The 19310-nt window shown below is 41.7% G+C and carries 21 protein-coding genes; 11 read left to right on the top strand and 10 right to left on the bottom strand.

Annotated elements, in window-relative coordinates; genetic code table 11:
- The first annotated feature begins 85 nt into the window (after positions 1 to 85).
- From BST97_RS11325 to BST97_RS11335, 3 genes are all read left to right on the top strand, one after another.
- A complete protein-coding gene (locus tag BST97_RS11325; RefSeq protein WP_085767341.1) occupies positions 86 to 910 on the top strand; it encodes an SH3 domain-containing protein in 825 nt (274 codons plus the stop codon).
- A 116-nt stretch (positions 911 to 1026) separates the two neighbouring features.
- The gene (locus tag BST97_RS11330) at positions 1027 to 1827 is read left to right on the top strand and encodes a DUF6503 family protein (protein WP_085767342.1); all 801 of its coding nucleotides are present in this window, start codon (positions 1027 to 1029) and stop codon (positions 1825 to 1827) included.
- A 134-nt stretch (positions 1828 to 1961) separates the two neighbouring features.
- Positions 1962 to 3254, top strand: a complete 1293-nt coding sequence (locus BST97_RS11335; protein ID WP_085767343.1) for an aminopeptidase P family protein — start codon at positions 1962 to 1964, stop codon at positions 3252 to 3254.
- Positions 3255 to 3284: 30 nt separating this feature from the next.
- Here the strand turns inward: BST97_RS11335 and BST97_RS11340 are convergent, their stop codons facing one another.
- From BST97_RS11340 to BST97_RS11365, 6 genes are all read right to left on the bottom strand, one after another.
- Positions 3285 to 4028, bottom strand: coding sequence for an ion transporter (locus tag BST97_RS11340; RefSeq protein ID WP_085767344.1), 744 nt, complete (start codon positions 4026 to 4028; stop codon positions 3285 to 3287).
- A gap of 62 nt (positions 4029 to 4090) precedes the next feature.
- A complete protein-coding gene (hemF, locus tag BST97_RS11345) occupies positions 4091 to 4996 on the bottom strand; it encodes an oxygen-dependent coproporphyrinogen oxidase (protein ID WP_211277431.1) in 906 nt (301 codons plus the stop codon).
- Positions 4997 to 5196: 200 nt separating this feature from the next.
- Positions 5197 to 6006 carry an EI24 domain-containing protein gene (locus tag BST97_RS11350; RefSeq protein WP_085767345.1) on the bottom strand — a complete coding sequence of 270 codons (810 nt, stop codon included), beginning with the start codon at positions 6004 to 6006 and terminating at the stop codon, positions 5197 to 5199.
- Between the two features lie 161 nt (positions 6007 to 6167).
- Entirely contained in the window at positions 6168 to 6473 is a 306-nt protein-coding gene (locus BST97_RS11355; RefSeq protein WP_085767346.1) for a TrkH family potassium uptake protein, read from the bottom strand.
- Positions 6470 to 7495 carry a uroporphyrinogen decarboxylase gene (hemE, locus tag BST97_RS11360; RefSeq protein ID WP_085767347.1) on the bottom strand — a complete coding sequence of 342 codons (1026 nt, stop codon included), beginning with the start codon at positions 7493 to 7495 and terminating at the stop codon, positions 6470 to 6472. Before hemE ends, BST97_RS11355 begins: the two co-directional genes overlap by 4 nt.
- The gene (locus tag BST97_RS11365) at positions 7470 to 8144 is read right to left on the bottom strand and encodes a uroporphyrinogen-III synthase (protein ID WP_085767348.1); all 675 of its coding nucleotides are present in this window, start codon (positions 8142 to 8144) and stop codon (positions 7470 to 7472) included. Before BST97_RS11365 ends, hemE begins: the two co-directional genes overlap by 26 nt.
- A gap of 239 nt (positions 8145 to 8383) precedes the next feature.
- Between BST97_RS11365 and BST97_RS11370 the strand changes: the two genes are divergently transcribed.
- Genes BST97_RS11370 through nadD form a run of 3 tightly spaced genes read left to right on the top strand, consistent with a single transcriptional unit; the run spans position 8384 to position 10429 of the window.
- Positions 8384 to 9259, top strand: a complete 876-nt coding sequence (locus BST97_RS11370) for a YicC/YloC family endoribonuclease (RefSeq protein WP_085767349.1) — start codon at positions 8384 to 8386, stop codon at positions 9257 to 9259.
- The gene (gene gmk, locus BST97_RS11375; RefSeq protein WP_085767350.1) at positions 9259 to 9834 is read left to right on the top strand and encodes a guanylate kinase; all 576 of its coding nucleotides are present in this window, start codon (positions 9259 to 9261) and stop codon (positions 9832 to 9834) included. Before BST97_RS11370 ends, gmk begins: the two co-directional genes overlap by 1 nt.
- 4 nt (positions 9835 to 9838) lie before the next feature.
- Positions 9839 to 10429, top strand: a complete 591-nt coding sequence (gene nadD, locus BST97_RS11380; RefSeq protein WP_085767351.1) for a nicotinate (nicotinamide) nucleotide adenylyltransferase — start codon at positions 9839 to 9841, stop codon at positions 10427 to 10429.
- A 448-nt stretch (positions 10430 to 10877) separates the two neighbouring features.
- Here the strand turns inward: nadD and BST97_RS11385 are convergent, their stop codons facing one another.
- Positions 10878 to 11414, bottom strand: coding sequence for a CvpA family protein (locus BST97_RS11385; RefSeq protein ID WP_085767352.1), 537 nt, complete (start codon positions 11412 to 11414; stop codon positions 10878 to 10880).
- A 91-nt stretch (positions 11415 to 11505) separates the two neighbouring features.
- On the opposite strand from BST97_RS11385, the gene BST97_RS11390 reads away from it, so the two are divergent.
- Genes BST97_RS11390 through BST97_RS11405 form a run of 4 tightly spaced genes read left to right on the top strand, consistent with a single transcriptional unit; the run spans position 11506 to position 14703 of the window.
- On the top strand, positions 11506 to 12660 hold the full coding sequence (locus BST97_RS11390) for an isoaspartyl peptidase/L-asparaginase family protein (RefSeq protein ID WP_085767353.1): 1155 nt from the start codon (positions 11506 to 11508) through the stop codon (positions 12658 to 12660).
- An 8-nt stretch (positions 12661 to 12668) separates the two neighbouring features.
- Entirely contained in the window at positions 12669 to 13730 is a 1062-nt protein-coding gene (locus BST97_RS11395; protein ID WP_085767354.1) for a pentapeptide repeat-containing protein, read from the top strand.
- A 20-nt stretch (positions 13731 to 13750) separates the two neighbouring features.
- On the top strand, positions 13751 to 13945 hold the full coding sequence (locus BST97_RS11400; protein WP_085767355.1) for a hypothetical protein: 195 nt from the start codon (positions 13751 to 13753) through the stop codon (positions 13943 to 13945).
- The gene (locus tag BST97_RS11405; RefSeq protein WP_085767356.1) at positions 13942 to 14703 is read left to right on the top strand and encodes an exodeoxyribonuclease III; all 762 of its coding nucleotides are present in this window, start codon (positions 13942 to 13944) and stop codon (positions 14701 to 14703) included. Before BST97_RS11400 ends, BST97_RS11405 begins: the two co-directional genes overlap by 4 nt.
- 255 nt (positions 14704 to 14958) lie before the next feature.
- Here the strand turns inward: BST97_RS11405 and truB are convergent, their stop codons facing one another.
- From truB to BST97_RS11420, 3 genes are read right to left on the bottom strand one after another with little or no spacing between them, the layout of a single operon-like run.
- Positions 14959 to 15666: a tRNA pseudouridine(55) synthase TruB gene (gene truB / locus BST97_RS11410; RefSeq protein ID WP_085767357.1), complete on the bottom strand. Its 708-nt coding sequence runs from the start codon at positions 15664 to 15666 to the stop codon at positions 14959 to 14961.
- On the bottom strand, positions 15659 to 15991 hold the full coding sequence (locus BST97_RS11415; protein WP_085767358.1) for a HepT-like ribonuclease domain-containing protein: 333 nt from the start codon (positions 15989 to 15991) through the stop codon (positions 15659 to 15661). Before BST97_RS11415 ends, truB begins: the two co-directional genes overlap by 8 nt.
- Positions 15972 to 16271 (bottom strand): nucleotidyltransferase family protein, encoded by a 300-nt coding sequence (locus BST97_RS11420; RefSeq protein ID WP_085767359.1) that lies wholly within the window; start codon positions 16269 to 16271, stop codon positions 15972 to 15974. Before BST97_RS11420 ends, BST97_RS11415 begins: the two co-directional genes overlap by 20 nt.
- A gap of 146 nt (positions 16272 to 16417) precedes the next feature.
- On the opposite strand from BST97_RS11420, the gene BST97_RS11425 reads away from it, so the two are divergent.
- A complete protein-coding gene (locus BST97_RS11425) occupies positions 16418 to 19300 on the top strand; it encodes a VPS10 domain-containing protein (protein WP_085767360.1) in 2883 nt (960 codons plus the stop codon).
- Positions 19301 to 19310: the final 10 nt, after the last annotated feature.

Genomic DNA, 19310 nt, shown 5'->3' on the forward strand with positions numbered 1-19310 from the left:
GAAACAGATGTTTTGTTTAAAATCAACGAAATTGACGAGACCTCTGAGGTAATTCAAAACCTGATTGGTCCGGAAACTCACAAAAATGAAATTTTTAAAAACTCTAGCTGTTTTTCTATTCATGGTTACGGCAGTTCAGTCTCAGCCTAAAACCGCTCACCGGGAAGGGCAGTCGGTACAGGCTGGAAAATCCTATTTTTTATATGGGAACAATGTGAGTTTGCGTGAAGCTCCCGATCAAGAAGCAGATAAGATGGCCGCACTTGCCGCAAATGAATACATTGAAGTACTTGAAATAACTGATAAGACCTATTTCGTTTATGGAAAAGAGTCGCCGTGGATAAAAGTGAGAGCAGCCGGAGGATTAGAAGGCTACTTGGTCTCGGGACTTCTAGCGTTGGGCTCTCAAAACTTAGCCGATGGCAGCAGACTCCTCTACACCAGAGCAATCAGTGATGAAGCCCTCTACCATCAAATCAAAATACGTAGAATACGTAATAAAAAAATCTACGAATTGGGCACTTACAATCTCGCCAACGCTAGTTTTGATTTAAAGCTTCACGACAGCCGCGGACTCAAAAATGTAGATCATGTTATTGAAATCGACTTTCTGGCAGAAGCATGCGGCGAGCAAGGAGGACGTATGTACTTTACGATGAACCTAGACGAAGAAGAATTACTGCCTTTGGGCACATACAGCAGTGTAGGCGATGGAGGGGTTTTTCACTCAAATGAGAATCTCATCTTCCCAGCAGACTCACTAGGCATGGATGGCATGCTGATTTATGAGGGAGAACAAGGCGAGGAGAACGCTAATACTGAAGAGTATCGTACGGTTTCTAAGCGTAAAATGTATGTATGGGCAGAAGTAGAGTCTGGCAAGAAAATCACACCATTCACATACAACTAGGTTTACCTTCTACCTTACGCTGCTGATAACATTGAGGGAAAATCTTATTTGAGTTGGGAAAATTGAATCGGTTGGGCATCGTTCTTTCCAATTAGATTTGTTCAAAAGTAATTATTATGAAAAAGCAGGCACTGCTGGCAGCGGTTATCCTCTTGATAATCGCCTGCCAGAACAAGCCAAAAAATAAAGAAACTCTTGATGTAAGTTCAGAGCCAATAGAAAAAACGACAACCGTTGATCTTTCGAGATACCCTGAGCCACTTCAAAACGTATTTGAGGCGCACGGCGGTCTGGATCGCTGGAAATCCATGCAAACGATCACATTTACCATGGGTGAGGAAACCCACACCAGCGATTTGAACTCTCGCGATATAAAGGTTGAGAACCCTGATTATACCTTGGGAAGTGAGAAAGGAAACGTTTGGATTGCACAAGACAGCGCTATCATGTCACCGCAACGCGTAAAATTCTACCACAACCTCATGTTTTATTTCTACGCCATGCCTTTCCTACTGGCAGATGACGGAATCATTTATAGTGAGGCAGGTCCGCTTAATAAGGATGGAATCAGCTATCCCGCCATTAAAATAGGCTATGAGCAAAACGTGGGCGACTCTCCAGAAGATGAGTACATCTTGTACTACCATCCAGAGACCTATCAGATGACTTGGCTGGCTTACACTGTCACTTTTGGAAAAAATGAAAAGTCAGACGATTTTCATTACATCAAATACGATAAATGGCAAAAAGTCAATGGTCTCCTTCTGCCCAAAATGCTTGACTGGTACATCGTGGAAAATGGCTTGCCCACCACCTCCAGGGGTAATCCCAGAATCTTTGATAAAGTAGATGTGGATCAAGCGCCCATGGATGATGCATTCTATACAATACCTAAAAATGGTGAGCTAGTAGAATAAATCTGAGTGTTTGGTTTTAATCGTCCTGCAATTTTTGGCGTTCTGTTTTTGCATTCTTAACTTGCTCGATCTCGTGAGTAAAGTGTGATAAAGTGTTACGCTTTCGCGAAAGCGAGAACTCAAAAAATCATTGCATGAAATACGATCCCATAAATCCCAAATTGTTCATCAAGAACCGTAAAAATTTCATGGAGAAAATGAAGCCCTCCAGTCTTGCGGTTTTCAATTCAAATGACATTTTTACGACCGGAGCTGACAGCACCTTGCCGTTCAAACAGCATCGAGACATCTTTTATTTGAGCGGTGCAGATCAGGAAAATACGGTTTTGGTCCTTTTTCCAGATTGTCCAGACCCGGCGCACAGGGAAGTGCTTTTTGTCACAGAAACTAACGATCACATCGCGGTGTGGGAAGGGGAGAAGCTCACAAAGGAAAAAGCTACCGAGATCACGGGAATTGAGACCGTATACTGGCTCAAGGAATTTGACAAAAAGTTTTTTGAGATGATGACGCAATGCGATACGATTTATTTCAATACAAACGAGCATTACCGCCAGGCAGTGGAGCTGGAAAGCCGTGAAGACCGATTTATAAAGAAAACCAAAGCTCAATATCCAGCGCACAACTACGCAAAATCAGCGCCTATTTTACAGCGATTGCGTGCGGTAAAAGACCCTATTGAGATCGACTTGATCCAGCAGGCTTGTGATATCACCAATGCCGGTTTCAGGAGAGTGCTCAAGTTCTTAAAACCTGGCGTGATGGAATATGAGGTGGAGGCAGAATTTCTGCACGAATTTATAAGACGCCGCAGCGATGGATTTGCCTATACGCCCATTATCGCGAGTGGAAATAATGCTAATGTTCTGCACTATATTCAGAACAACCAAGAATGCAAAGACGGCGATTTGATGCTGATCGATGCGGGAGCAAGCTATGCCAATTATGCCAGCGACATGTCAAGAACCATACCCGTAAATGGTCGCTTTACAGAAAGACAAAAACAGGTTTACAACGCCGTACTGAAGGTTAAGGATGAAGCTACCAAAATGCTCGTGCCGGGAACGATCTGGAAGGATTATCACGTTGAGGTAGGAAAGTTAATGACCAGCGAGTTGCTAGATCTAGGACTGCTCGACAAAGCCGATGTTCAAAATGAAAACAAGGACTGGCCCGCTTATAAAAAATACTTCATGCATGGGACTTCACATCACATAGGTCTGGACACGCACGACTATGGAATTCTTTGGGAGCCTATGCAAGCTAGTAACGTTTTTACCGTAGAACCGGGAATCTACCTTCCTGATGGAGGCTTCGGAATACGACTGGAAGATGATGTAGTGATCCAAGAGCAAGGAGAACCCTTCAACTTAATGCGCGATATTCCTATTGAAGTGGAGGAGATTGAGGAGTTGATGAATAGGTAATTAAGCTCAAGACTAAGTTGAAGTTTAAGCTCAAGTAGATTCTTTCTCTTGATTATTAATCTCTCGTTCTTTTTTTTCGATTTCTCTTGCCTTAGATAGTGCTGAGGCTACAAGGCCTGCAGGTATGGTTACGATTCCCACTCCAATTAAGAGGATGAAGAACGTAAAGATCTTACCTCCAGCAGTTACAGGGTAGACATCTCCGTAGCCTACGGTAGTTAGAGTAACCACAGCCCACCATGCGCTATGCGGCACAGAAGAAAACACTTCTGGTTGTGCTTCATTTTCAAAATAATAAATTCCGGCTGATGCCAAGAATATAAAAATTGATGTCGTAATCAGAAAAAGTATGACCTCTTCTTTGACAAGCCTTGCTGCGATATTGAAGCGCCGCAGGGCTTTGTTGTAACGGATCAATTTTAAACTTCTGAAAACTCTAAATATCCTAAATGCACGTACGGCTCTGGCATCAATAAATCTTGACAAATAGAATGGTAGAATAGCAATCAAATCGATAATTCCATAAAAACTAAAAATATATCTCAAAGGATTTTTTGCTACCCAAATTCTTATCAAGTATTCCATTGAGAAAATTACAATACAAACTACTTCAAACGACTTGAGTAAAGAATTCAGCCAAATGGGATTATTAGGTAGTGTTTCAATACAGTAAGCTACAAGAGAAATAAGGATCAAAAATTGAATTGTGAAATCAAATATTTTACCCTTGCGAGTTGAGTTGTCCTCAACGATGGATCGTAGTTTCTCCCTCATTTTGAATCTTTATAAGTCGTAATAAGGATTTAAACTTAAGCTTAATTTTCAACTTCACCTTCTCAAACCCACTCCCTCGGCTCTCTCAAAACATTCAAAAGTTTCTCCTCTTCACTCCCAGCTTCGGGCTGGTGATCGTAAACCCATTGCACATGTGGTGGGAGGCTCATTAGAATGCTTTCAATACGTCCATTGGTTTTTAGACCAAACAATGTTCCTTTATCGTGAATTAAGTTGAATTCCACGTAGCGACCACGGCGTATTTCTTGCCAATCGCGGTGATCCTCGTTATAAGAGAGTTCTTTTCTTTTTTCAACAATAGGCACGTAGGCGTTTAGGAAATGTGCTCCCATATCTTTTTGAAATGCCAGCCAGTCGTGCATAGAAAATTCATCTGTAGCGCGGCGGTAGTCGTAGAAGAGTCCGCCGATGCCACGAGCCTCACCACGGTGTGCATTGTGAAAATATTGATCACATTTTTGCTTGAAATCGGCGTAGTCAGCGCAATCGTGACGGTCACAAGCATCCTTGCAAACCTGATGAAAATGCATGGCGTCTTCTTCAAACAAATAATAGGGCGTCAGGTCCAGCCCACCGCCAAACCAAGAATCTACCACAGTTCCATCTTTCTCGTACATCTCAAAGTAACGGAAATTGGCATGAACTGTAGGCACCATCGGGTTCTTTGGGTGAATCACCAGACTTATTCCCGTCGCATAAAAATCGACATCGCCCACCTTAAAATACTGCTGCATTGCCGGAGCAAGAGGCCCATGAACTTCACTAATATTGACTCCACCTTTTTCAAAAACGGCTCCATTCTCAATCACACGAGTACGCCCGCCACCGCCTTGCTCGCGCTCCCATAGATCTTCTTTGAAAACGGCTTTACCGTCTATATTTTCAAGGGTTTGGGTGATTTCATCTTGAAGGTCTCTAATAAATTGGTGGAAATCCTCTTTGATCATTTAAAGGTCTTTGCTGCAAATTTAAGGGGAAAGATGTTCTGAAAGCTATGATTTTAGTCAGGACTCATCCATTGCAGATGGTGAAGTTTAGGTGTTACGCTTTCGCGAAAGCGGACTACTTAAAGAAATCAAACAACTTCAGTAAGGGAGGATTTAAAACCGCCCTTACTTGACTATGAGGTTTTCTAGCTTAGAGATCTTTATCCTGATATACGGACTCGATTTTGATCTTCGGCCTTAAGGTTATCCCCTGTTTTTTCAAACAACCGCCGCTCCCGCAATAGCTCCAGAGTCGTCTTGCTAGCCGCAGTTGCAGAAATAGGCAAAACGATGATCACGCCCAGCACTGGAATTAGCGCCATCAACATAAAAACAATCCCGTTACCGATAGCGTAACCTCTGGATTTTTTCACAAAACGTACACTCTCCCGATAATTAAAATGACGCTCCAGCGTGTAATCCATATTACCAAATCCCGCATAATAGGATTGTACTAAGAAAATAAGCGGAGTGGTCACAAAATTGACCAGCGGTATCAACGATAGCAGCAGTAATGGAATGGTGATGAGCAGCTCGTAGATCAGGTTGCGCACGTTGATCCTTAGACCTCTCACCAGCTGTTGAGCATTACTGGTTTTACGCTGTTTGATCTCTTCATGAAATTCTGGAAAGAGATGCCGCTCCATTTTTTCTGAAACGGGAGACATAAACGGCGAACTCAACGCCATGACGATGTGTTTGTACAAAATCAAACCCAGCACCAGTATGGAAAGCCCACCTACAAAGGTTGCGATGGCTTCAACAGTTTCAGCACCAGTTTCAAAGGGATAAAAACTGGCCAGCCACCGTCCTATATTATCAGCTAGTTTATAGATACTGGCAAATACGGCAACAGCAATAAAAAAGCTTATCGCCATGGGAATGAGAAAATATTTCCAGAGCCCCAACTCAGATATTAGCGGAAACGCTCGCGAGTAGGCAGATAGTCCTTTAAAGATATTTTTGATCATGAGATAAACTTACAAAAGCGATCTGATAACTAAGGTAATAATCGTAAGGTCAAAAATATCCCTTCAGCCGCGGCGGAGAGAGGAAGGCGTTTTAAGCTATCTGGCAAGGCAAATGCAGCACTCAATATCTTTTTACGCCAGTTGCTGGTGCGATGTGTGCTTCATAATAGGACATAAGTGGTAAACGTAATAGAACCTATTCCACCTATTTGAAACAGCATCATAAGTACCAGCTGTCCGGGAACAGTGAAATAATCAGTAGTTCCCACGGTCAAAAGTCCCGTGGTGGAAATGGCTGATGTGGAAGCAAAAAGATTGTCGATCCAGCGGTTATCGCCATTATGAAACCAGGGTAGACAAAGCAGTAAAAAGCCTATAGTGTTATAAACGGTAAACCCGTAAACGAGATTTCGCTGAGGAGAAAGGCTCAACAAAAACTTGTTGTATTTTCTAAGATAGAGTATCATGAACCATATTCCTTCACGGCATCCACGAAGGCTTGAGCATTTTCAACGGGTATATTAGGCAGAATGCCATGTCCTAGATTAACGATATAACGATCCTTGCCAAAAGCATCAATCATCTCGTGAACCATTTTCTTGATCTCAGCCGGTGGGCTGAAAAGGCGCGACGGATCAAAGTTACCTTGCAGGGTGATCTCGCCACCACTCAAATAACGAGCGTTACGGGCGCTACACGTCCAGTCCACACCCAGCGCACTCGCACCACTTTTGGACATTTCGTTTAAAGCAAACCAGCAACCTTTTCCAAAAACGATAACTTCTGTATAAGCTTTTAAAGCATTCACAATTTGCTGTATGTATTTCCAAGAAAACTCCTGATAATCTACCGGACTCAACATACCGCCCCATGAGTCAAAAACCTGAACAGCGTTCACACCATGCTTTACCTTTAATTTAAGGTATGCAATGGTCGTATCTGTAATTTTTTGAAGCAGTTCATGAGCAGCTTCAGGTTGGGTAAAGCAAAATTCTTTGGCTTTATCAAAGTTCTTACTCCCTTGACCTTGAATACAATAACACAAAATGGTCCAGGGCGATCCCGCAAAACCTATTAAAGGCACGCGATCGTTCAATTCCCTCTTAGTCAGGTCAATAGCATCGTACACATAACTCAAAGCATCTGCTACGTCTGGAACATTAACACGATCCACATCTTTTTGAGAACGGATGGGATTAGGCAGCCATGGACCCACGCCTGGTTTCATCTCTACCTCTATATCCATCGCTTGAGGAATCACGAGAATATCAGAAAACAGTATCGCAGCGTCGGGACCTATTTGATCAATGGGCATGACGGTGATTTCGGTAGCCAGTTCTGGCGTGCGACAACGCGTGAAAAAATCATATTTTTCCTTCAGCTTCATGAAATCGGGCAAGTAGCGACCTGCTTGTCGCATCATCCACACCGGTGGTCGTTCTACACTTTCTCCTCTCAGGGCCTTAAGAAACAGGTCGTTCTTGATCATTTTTTAATGCATTTATCGCGGTTACCAGTACATTTTCTACCGTGGCTTTTTTGGCTACGATTACGTTTTTGAAATAGTCTTGCGCAGTTGCAGCCGTGGTATTGCCTATACAAACCGCAATGGTTGAAGGCTCTAAATTGTTTTTTGATGAGTTCGCTTTCGCGAAAGCGAGAACCCCACGAGGGCTGTAACACAAAACCGCTGCAAAAGTACGATCAAACGACTTTGAAACCGCAGCAGATCGATAGGCGACTTGCTCCTTTAACTCAATATTTTTAGACCGTAACAGATCGGGCAATTCGTCTCGTCGATGATCGCCACACAGGTAATCAAAACGGAGTTCAGAATGATGGTTGATAATGTGTTCCGCCAAATCCCTCGCATTATTTGCAACATGTTTGATATCAAACTCATTGAGCAGGCTGGCAGTTACCGTCCCTACCACAAACACGGGCTTCTTTTTTTCTATCTCATGCAACGCCGGAATCGCATTTTTGCTGGTGATGATAATCGCGTCACCAGTGAGATTTTGATCCAAGACTTGAGTGGTTATTTTAAGAATATCAAAATGAACCAGACCCACACCTGAATTGAGGACAAGCTCTTTCTGGGCTTCTGTCAATTTTTTTGTGGAAAGGATCGTGGGCAAAGCCGTTGTGGGTTTATAACAAAGTTAAACTTTCATTTTCAAATATTATTTTGAATCGGATTTAAGAGACCTCCTATTAAAATTAACCTTGAGACTGATAGTCTATCGTCTTCCAGCTTCTGTTTTTAAGTGGAGCAATCATTTCAATCGCTACTCAAGTCTTTCATCTTTTGCCTTTAAGCGGAGCGGTCTTCTGTCCATATTCTAGGTTCGTATCTTTGCAACTCAAATTCATTTTCATGATCTTATCCATGACGGGCTACGGTAAAAGTGTATCCCATCTAGACGACAAAAAAATCACGGTTGAGGTGCGTACCTTGAACTCTAAAAACCTGGACCTCAACCTAAGACTCTCCTCTGAACTCAAAGAACTGGAACTTCCCTTACGACAAATGGCTGCTCGTAATCTTAAAAGAGGAAAAGTGGATGTAGCAGTTCATTTTGAAAATACGGGTACGGCTGGAACACCTAAGTTGAACCTTGAGGTTTTGGTAAATTACATGGATCAGCTGGGAAATATTAAAGGGATTTTGAGAGGTAATCACAATCATGATATCGAGCTGCTGGAGATGGCTACGCGTTTTCCAGATGTTTTTGATTCTAGCGCTGAGGAACTTTCAGAGGATCATAAAAGCGAAATCGTTGATACGGTAGAAAAAGCCATAGAATTAGTCAATGAATTCAGAGCTCAAGAAGGTAACTCGCTCCAGTCTGACTTTCAGTCTCGCATCTCTAGTATAAAAAACCTGCTGGATCAGGTAAAGGAAATGGACAAAGAGCGTCTCGAGGATGTAAGAACAAGACTTGAAAAAGCGGTTCAAGAAATCAAGGAACGTGTAGACGAGAACAGGTTTGAGCAAGAACTCATCTACTATCTTGAGAAATACGATATTACTGAAGAAAAAGTGCGCCTTGCAAATCATCTAGACTATTTCACGGAAACCATGGAGCTCCCTGAATCCCAAGGTAAAAAGTTAGGTTTCATAAGTCAAGAAATAGGCAGGGAGATCAATACCATAGGGAGCAAGGCAAATCACGCAGCTATGCAACAGCTTGTTGTTCAAATGAAAGACGAGCTGGAAAAAATTAAAGAACAGCTATTAAATGTGCTTTAATGGAAGGATCTGGTAAACTCATCGTCTTTAGTGCTCCATCTGGTGCAGGAAAAACCACACTGGTGAGACATTTGTTAAAACAAGATGAATTGAATCTGGCATTTTCTATAAGTGCGGCATCCCGCTCGCCAAGAGCAGGTGAAACAGAGGGTATTGATTATTACTTTTTGGGGATTGAAGGGTTCAAGAAACGAATCAAAGCCAATGATTTCCTAGAGTTTGAAGAAGTATATAAAGATCAATTCTACGGAACTTTAAAAGCAGAAGTCGAGCGGCTCTGGGCTCTTGGTAAAAATGTGATTTTTGATATAGACGTAGTGGGAGGGCTGCGACTCAAGAAAAAATTTCCAGAGCAAACGCTGGCAATTTTTGTAAAGCCTCCTTCCATCAATGAGCTTCAGATACGTTTAAAAAATCGAAAAACGGAAAGCGCTGAAAAGATTGCCATGCGCGTTGCCAAAGCAAGTACAGAGATGGCGACAGCACCTCAATTTGATGTCATCATCAAGAATGATGATTTGAAACGCGCAAAAGCTGAGGCAATTGAGGTGGTGAAAAAGTTTATTCAGGATTAGAAATATGAAGATTGATAAAAAAACCGCTCTTTATTTCGGTACATTTAATCCTATACATATAGGTCATCTAGCTATTGCTAATTATCTGGTCGAGCATAGTGATCTGGATGAACTATGGATGGTGGTAACGCCTCACAATCCGCTTAAGAAAAAAAATACGCTTCTGGACGACTATCAAAGGTTACACATGGTAAATCTCGCCGTGGATGATTACGATAAGATCAAGGCGAGTAATATTGAATTTGGTTTGCCACAACCTAATTATACGGTAAACACCTTAGCGCATCTCTCTGAAAAATATCCTGATAGAAAATTTGTCTTGATTATGGGTGAGGACAACCTCAAAAATCTGCATAAGTGGAAAAACTACGAGGTGTTGCTTGAAGACTATGAGATCATCGTTTATCCTCGCGTCTCGACTGGAGAGGTACGGCCAGAATTTCAGAACCATCCTAAGATCACAAAGATAGATGCGCCTATCATGGAAATTTCTTCCACCATGATAAGAAAAGGAATCAAAGACGGTAAGGACTTAAGGTATTTTATGCATCAAGAAGTAGATCGTTATATTGACGAGATGCATTTCTATAAATAGGAGCAAAAAAAAACCGCCTCCAAACGAAGAATGTTTGCAAGGCGGCTTCCAACCAACCAAATTTTATATCGTTTAACCGATATTTGATATAGTGTTTCCAGAAAACTCTGGATAATTTCTTCAATTTGCAGGAAAGTATTTTTGATTTCTTTCCCAGAACGTTTGTTTGAGCTTTTTATTTAATTCTCTAACAACACTTCAAATATCACACTATTCTGTGATTTTGCAACAATTTGTGTGCGTTAAATCTTTGCTAATTGAGACATTTAATATAAGTCATTGAAATACAGCAATTTATTTACGTAACATCTACTGAATTCATCACCTCCATCATTGACCAAATACACTAACGTACTGAGATCAATGATTTTAGCTAATATGGTTTAAAGACATATTAGGAAAATTTTTGTAAGAAAAGGTAAGAATATATAATACTCGGCTACAGATTCTAAGTTTCGTCAGCTTCATTTTGCTCATCTCTCAAGCGTCTATCGATATTTTCAGCCTCCTCTAGAATTTTAGGAAGTATCAAAGGAGCCATGGGTTTAATGTGGGAATAAATCAAGCTATCCTCTTTAATTTCCTTGTCTATAATATGAAACTCACCACTTGCAGAATTGATAAACATCAGTATGACACTCGCAAGAAATGCCATTTTCAAGGTTCCAAAGGCGCCACCTGCCATTTTGTTCAAAAAACTGAGTTGAACAGTCTTGATAACTTTCGTTATCAGTTTACCCACGTAGGTTATGACAAAAATGATCACGATGAAGGTGATGATAAAACTAGCAATAGCGATATAGGTCTCCTCCCATTCAAATTGCTGGCGCAACCAGTCCCCAGCGTAATTTGAAAAGTAGAGAGATCCATACACTGCGGCAATAAGCGCGATAATCGAGGTCAACTCTACAAAAAAACCATTTAGGTAACCCTTCCACAGACCTATGAGCAGAAGTATACAAATTGCAATGTCTAGCCAGTTCATGCGGCTAAGATAAATATAACCTAAGGCTTCCCATGTTAGTAGCTATGAAATGCCTTCGTTATGTCCTAACTTTCGCTCAAAATCGTATCTAATGAGATTTCTATACATTATTGTATTTCTTGGCTTGATCGCCTGCAACGGCAAAAATGAACAACCTACAAATAGTCAGATTGATCACAAAGAGCTAACAAAGCATCCAGAAAAGGTAGCCGATTTTGCCATCGTAATACACGGCGGCGCTGGAACAATCAAGAAAGAGAACATGACGCCTGAGCTGGAAAAACAGTACAACCAGAAGCTTACCGAAGCCGTAGAAGCTGGTCACAAAATCTTGACCGATGGTGGCACTGCCATGGATGCCGTTGAAGAAAGCATCAGAATCATGGAAGACTCACCGCTTTTTAACTCAGGCAAAGGAGCCGTTTTTACTCATGATGGTGTGAATTCGCTCGACGCGAGTTTCATGGATGGTTCCACACTTAACGCTGGAGCCGTTGCAGGCGTAACCACGGTAAAAAATCCTATTTCGCTTGCACGAAAGGTCATGACCGATTCAAAACACGTTCTATTAAGCGGCTCTGGTGCTGAGGAATTTGCCGCCTCCCTAAAAGATGAGAAAATCGAGATTGTTGAGAATAAATATTTTTTCACCCAAAATAGATATGACGTTCTTCAAAGAGTGATCACTAGAGGAAAGAAGACTCAAAAGCAAAATCTAAAACAAGTATATAACTCTGAAATCAACCCTACTCAAACTAATTTTGTTGAGAATGAATATGAAAAAACCTCTTCTGATCTAGCTTCTCAAGATCCATTCATCAAAGATTCCAAGTATGGAACCGTGGGTTGTGTCGCACTTGACAAAAACGGCAACATCGCCGCTGGAACCAGTACGGGAGGTATGACAAACAAAAAATACGGTCGTATAGGTGACTCTCCTATCATTGGAAGTGGAACTTATGCAAATAATGCTACCTGCGGAGTTTCCAGCACGGGACATGGTGAGTATTTCATCCGCGCCCAGGTCGCCTACGACATCAGTGCACTTATGGAATATGGCGGCTTGACTTTAAAAGAAGCGACTGATGAGGTGATACAGAAAAAACTCGTAGATCTGGGCGGTACCGGCGGTATCGTTGCATTGGATCATTTGGGGAATATCTCCATGGAATTTAATACAGCAGGAATGTATCGAGCCTATAAAACGGACAATAATGAGACTGTAATAGGTATGTATCGAAATTGATTCATAAGATGAGAAAGAGACTTTCATTTCTTGTGGTACTTATTTTATCAACCCTAATCGGACTATTGATTCATTTTTGGGATTCATTTCTTTCAGATATAGAACGTATGGCATTTTGGATCTATCCAACGAACGAGGATAGAATCGGAGAGCTAATCAAATTAATTATAAGTATAGTAGGTGGCATTTTGGTAATCATTGGTTTGAAAGCTGCACTGATCCGAGCAAAAGCTAGTCAGGAAGCTATAATGGTTCAGTCAAAAAGCATCGTAAACCAGACGCATCAAATAGAATTAAGTAAAAACAACCAACTCAATGAGCAGTTCAAAAATGCGATTGAGCACTTGGGATCGAAAGAGGAGCCTATAGTTCTAGGAGGAATTTCCGAACTCTTTTTTCTCGCCAATGAAAGTCAGAAATTTCAAGCTGTAGTTTTCAACATCCTCTGTAGTAAACTTAGGAGTGAAGCAAGTACTACTAAACACGCAGAAAATATTAACTCTACAATTGTACGTACAATCTCAGATTACGTGCTTGATGATATTTTCAAAGGCTTAACGGGTGATTTGAGCTACAGTAACTTACATTCTGTGAGTTTCGATGATAAAAACCTGGTTGGTTGGGACTTTAGTTATTCTTATATGCCCATGTTTATTGACAAAGCAACTTTTGAAAATTGCTCATTTACGGTTGCTGATTTTGGATCAACTCGTGCTAGCGAAGTTGTTTTTAAATCTTGCATTTTGCATAAAACTCAAATAAGGAATGCAAAGTTTAGCAAAGTTCAAATTTTGGGAAACAGTACAAATATGCTGTCAACCACTATGATTGATTCTGAGTTTGATGAGCTTATTCTTTCTGGCAACTTTTACAAAGCAAAGTTTTTGTCCTGCCAATTCAGCGACTCAAATTTCATGAATTCGGATTTCATTGATGTTAAGTTTATCGCTTCGAGTTTTAAGTCTTCAATATTTGAAAAATGTAAGCTATACAAAATAAATTTTTCTGCTTGTGGATTTGTTGATACAGTCATTTCTAGCGACGTCCAAAACTGTAAATTAAGGGCATAAAAAATTCTTATAAATGGTATGTGTTAAATCTAGAAGAGCAAATCGCTAATTCCAAAAACTCCAAAAACGAGTTAAAGGGATTTACTCATGTTAATGGAGACTATTTTGACAACGAAGAAGGAATGTTTGATGCCGAAGATGCTGCGTATGTTCGACAAGTTTACAAAATTGCTCTAGAAGAATATGAAGAATTAATTTATAGAGATAGAAAATGAAGATTATATCCTATAATGTAAACGGCATACGTGCCGCGATGAAAAAAGACTTGATCGGTTGGTTAAAATCTGCTGATCCTGATGTTTTATGCCTGCAAGAGATTAAAGCTATGGAGGAGCAGGTGGATAAGGACGCTTTCGCGAAAGCGGGATATTCATACCAGTACTACTACCCAGCACAGAAAAAAGGCTATTCTGGCACCGCGATCCTTGCCAAAACCGAACCCGATCACGTAGAATACGGTACGGGAATCCACCTTATGGACAGCGAGGGCAGAAATATACGCGCCGATTATGGTGACCTATCCATCATGTCCATGTACCTACCCAGTGGTACCAACGATGCGCGCCTGTCCTTGAAGTTTGAGTACATGGAATTGTTTCTACAATATTCTAAAGAATTGCGGGTACAACGACCTAATCTTCTTGTTTGTGGTGACTATAATATTTGTCACAAGGCCATCGACATTCACGATCCCGTACGTCTTAAAAATACCTCAGGATTCTTGCCAGAAGAGCGCGAGTGGATGGATCGTCTAGTCGCTAGTGGTTTTGTGGACACCTTCAGAATGTTTAACGATCAGCCTGACCAGTACAGCTGGTGGAGTTATCGTGGCGGCTCGCGTGCAAGGAATAAAGGCTGGAGACTCGATTACCATATGGTGAACGACACGCTTAAAGACCGCGTTAAAAGATCAGTCATTTTAAGCGAAGCAGTTCACAGCGACCACTGTCCCGTGCTGGTGGAGATCGATTGAAATTCACGAAAAGAACTTGAAACTACCCTTGCGCTGGAAGGGACTGGGTTATGAGAAGTTTCAAAACGTTCTCGACTATCGCTATAACTGACATTTCTTGAACAGGTTTCTCGTAATTAAATCTAGACCTCCGAGGTTTTAAAAACCTATGAGGTCTTATACCACCTGCTGGTCTAAAACTTGTCTCTGACGAGCACAAGATTTAGGAGGAGAATGTATTCACTAAACTCTCATAGAATTAAATAGCTCCTCTTTCTACTTGAGAGGGGCTGATGGAGAGGTTAACATCGCCTCAAACTCCTCAATTCCCATTGCATTCTCAACTCGATAGCTTCCTATGGCGGTGCGTCGCAAAGCGCTAAGGTGACCGCCGCTGTTGACCGCTTTCCCAAAATCATTTGCCAGCGATCTGATGTAAGTTCCTTTACTGCAATTAACTTTGAAATCAACCTTTGGTAAATCGATGTTGGTTAGTTCAAAATCATGGATAGTTACTGTGCGCGCTTTGATTTCGGTCGTCTCACCGGCACGAGCAATGTCGTAGAGTCTTTTGCCGTCTTTTTTAATGGCTGAGAAGATAGGCGGCTTTTGCGGGATTTCACCAGTAAATTGCTCGGTTGAATTTTTCAAAAGCTCTTCAGTAATGTGATCTACGGGATAAGTCTGGTCGACTTCAGTTTCTAGATCGTAACTGGGAGTCGTAGCTCCGAGAGTGATGGTTCCTGTGTATTCTTTTTCTTGAGCTTGATAGGTGTTGATGTTTTTAGTTTCCTTACCGGTACAAATAATGAGCAATCCGCTTGCCAGTGGATCCAACGTGCCCGCGTGACCCACTTTAATTTTTTTGATATTGAACTGTTTACGGATCAGCCAGCGCACTTTATTGACTACCTGAAAAGAAGTCCAGTTCAGAGGTTTATCGATCAGTAAGACTTGACCGTCGAGGTAGTGGTTATTAGTCATCAAGAATTTTCTTGAGTTGGACTTCAAGATTGGGAATTATCTCTGTCACCATATTCCAAACAGAAAGCGCATTAACACCCTCATATTGATGTGCTACATAATTGCGCATATCCTTAGCGTCGCGATAAGGAATCTCATCATGCTTGTTTTTGAACTCAGGTGATATGCCTCCAAGTTTTTCGCCCAAATTGCCAAAGTGCATCAAAACAGCATCGATAATAACATCTTGGTTAGAAAACTCCTCATAATTTAATCCTGCCGTATACTTTTTGATCTTTTTAATCGACGCGACCGCGCTCTCTAATTTATGCAGATCTTTTGACATCACTATATATTTTAATCAAATCAGGGTGAATGGAATTCATAAATTTTGAGGAGGCTGCACCTGTATCGACGAGGTCGACTTTAATACCGATTAAAGATTCTAGTTTCCTGATTGCTCGCACAATCTCAAAAAAATTAACCGCATCGTGATAATCGATCAAGATATCAATATCACTTTCAGGATGTTCCTCACCACGCGCATAGGAACCAAATATGGCGATCTCCTTTGGGTTTAGTTCCTTCAGCGTTTCAATAATTGCAAGTTTGAGTTCTGGTGACATATTTCAAAGATAGGAATTTGCTTTGTTCTGGTTGAGCTTTTAGTTATTGCGCTTTCGCGAAAGCGAAACTATATCTAGGCAAACACAATTACTAGGTCCCATTAATTTTTCCCTACCGTATCTTTAAGCCTGCAAAGAAATTCTACATGAAACGTATTTTACTATCTACCTCTTTTTTGATCTCATTTATTGCTTTTGCTCAAGTCCCGCCAGCGACACCTGCACAAGACGTGCTAGACGGCTTGGATAAAATTGAGCAAATGAAAAAAGAGTCTCTGGTAAAGAATCTCGAGTTTATAAACATAGGCCCTACCATCATGTCGGGTAGAGTAGTGGATCTGGATGTGAATCCGCAAAATTCAGCGGAGTTTCTAGTCGCTTATGCCAGTGGCGGACTATTCCATACTACAAATAATGGAACCAGCTTTGAACCGCTTATGGATAATGCGGGTACGGTTAATCTGGGCGATATCGCCGTAGACTGGAACTCTAAAACCATCTGGGCGGGAACCGGAGAAAATAATAGTAGTCGCAGCAGTTATGCTGGAATAGGCCTACTCAAATCCACCGATTGGGGAAAATCCTGGAGCGCGCCCATGCTTCCTGAATCGCATCATATAGGCCGCATTTTAATCAATCCAAACAATATTGATCATGTCGTAGTTGCAGTAACAGGGCCTCTTTATTCAAAAAATGAGAATCGTGGTATTTACATTACAAAAGATGGCGGTAAGACATGGAACAAAACACTTTTTGCAACAGACATGGCTGGTTTCATTGATCTAGTTCAAGTTCCAGGCGATTTTAATACGCTTTTTGCCGCGAGCTGGGAAAAGGACCGTAAGGCCTGGAATTTTGATGGTGATGGAACCGCCAGTGCCATCTATAAAAGTACTGATGCTGGAGAGACCTGGAACAAGATCAGTACGGAGCAGAGTGGATTCCCTACGGGAACTGGTGTGGGGCGCATAGGTCTTGCTGCCTATGATGCCAATACCATTTATGCGATTCATGATTCACAATTTCGTAGAGACGCTTCGACTCCGCTCAGCGACCGTAAAGAAAAGGAGGCTGAGCGGAGCCGAAGCCTAAAGAAAGACGACTTCCAAGGCATGACCATGGATGCGTTTTTGAAACTGGATGATAAAACACTCAACGCCTTTTTGAAAGAAAATGGGTTCCAAGAAAAATACCGCGCCCAAAACGTCAAAAACATGGTGCGCAGCGGTGCCGCAAAACCAGCCGATCTCGCAAAATATCTAGAAGATGCAAATACCCAGCTGTTTGACACACCCGTAAAAGGAGCTGAGCTCTACCGCTCTGATGATGGAGGAAAGACCTGGAAAAAGACTCATGAGGGACAGATCGACGATCTGTTTTACAGCTACGGTTATTATTTTGCTCAGGTACGCGTAGATCCTAGCGACAAAGACCACATTTATGTAATGGGTGTACCAATCGTAAAATCTGATGATGGTGGTAAGACGTGGGAAAGCATCTCAAAAGAAAATGTTCATGCCGACCATCATGCGCTATGGGTGGATCCTAATATGCGTGGTCACTTAATCAATGGGAATGACGGTGGTGTGAACATCACTTATGACGATGGAGAAACCTGGATCAAAAACAATTCCACCAGCGTGGGGCAGTTTTATGCCATTAATTATGACCATGAGAAGCCTTATAATGTTTATGGTGGACTTCAGGATAATGGAGTTTGGGTAGGAGCACACACATCACGCAATGATCGAGGCTGGATGCAGAATGGTGGCTATCCCTGGGAATTTATCATGGGTGGCGATGGTATGCAGATCCAGATCGATTCCAGAAATTCAGATATCGTCTACACAGGATTCCAATTTGGAAATTATTACAGAATCAACCGTGAAACCGGCGATCGCATTTATATCCAGCCAAAACACGAATTGGGTGAAGCTCCCTACCGCTTTAACTGGCAAACACCTATCTTGTTGAGTCCGCACAATCAAGATATTTTGTATATAGGAGGAAATAAACTGCACCGATCGCTCAACCAAGGTGATGACTGGACGGCGATCTCTCCAGATTTGACACAAGGCGGGAAAAAAGGTAATGTCGCTTACGGCACATTGACAGCCATAAGCGAGTCGCCTTTTCAATTTGGAATGATTTACACAGGATCAGATGATGGACTCGTTCAACTTACCCAAGATGGCGGTGCAAGTTGGAATAAACTTAAAGGAAACTGGCCTGCAAATCTATGGGTGAGCCGAGTGGTGGCTTCAGCGCATGAAAAAGGGACTGTTTACGTTACATTTAACGGTTACCGCTGGGATGATTTTACTCCTTATATATATAGGAGTACAGATTACGGGAAGACTTGGAAGAATATAGGAGCCAACCTACCCGCTAGTCCGGTAAACGTTATTGTCGAGCATCCTAAAAACAAAAACGTTCTTTTTGTAGGAACTGATAATGCTTCTTACGTCTCGATGGATCAGGGTATAAGTTGGGAAATTCTCGACGGTGACATGCCCCCAGTTGCGGTACACGACATGAAGATTCAGCCAGAGGCCAATGATCTCTTGGTGGGAACGCACGGTCGCTCTATTTATTTGGCAAATCTTGATGCGATCGATTTATTTGAAGGCGTAAAAGCTGATCAATTTATGAGTGCTGAGAATTTCGCTTTCGCGAAAGCGGGAAAAATAAGAGCCTCGTCCAGCTACGGTAGCAAACGCACCTGGAGCAAAAATTATTACGAGCCGAGCGTGGAGGTTACCTTCTATAGCCCTAATGCAGGAACCATAACTATGGAAATACTTAATGAGGATGGAAAAGCTCTCAAAACCGAAAAGATTGAAGCCGATAAGGGCTTGAACTTTTATAAGTATAACGCTACGGTTGATGAATCAAATCTGAAACGTTTTGATAAAGACAGCAGACCAGAGGAAGCTCAAAATGGCAAATATTATTTACCCAAAGGCGAGTACACCATCAAGTTAAGTATGGGAAAAATGAGTAAAAGTCAAGAGCTGGTGGTTGAGTAGGTTTCTAAAA

Origin of the sequence: Nonlabens spongiae (assembly GCF_002117125.1) — a bacterium.
Classification (GTDB): domain Bacteria; phylum Bacteroidota; class Bacteroidia; order Flavobacteriales; family Flavobacteriaceae; genus Nonlabens; species Nonlabens spongiae.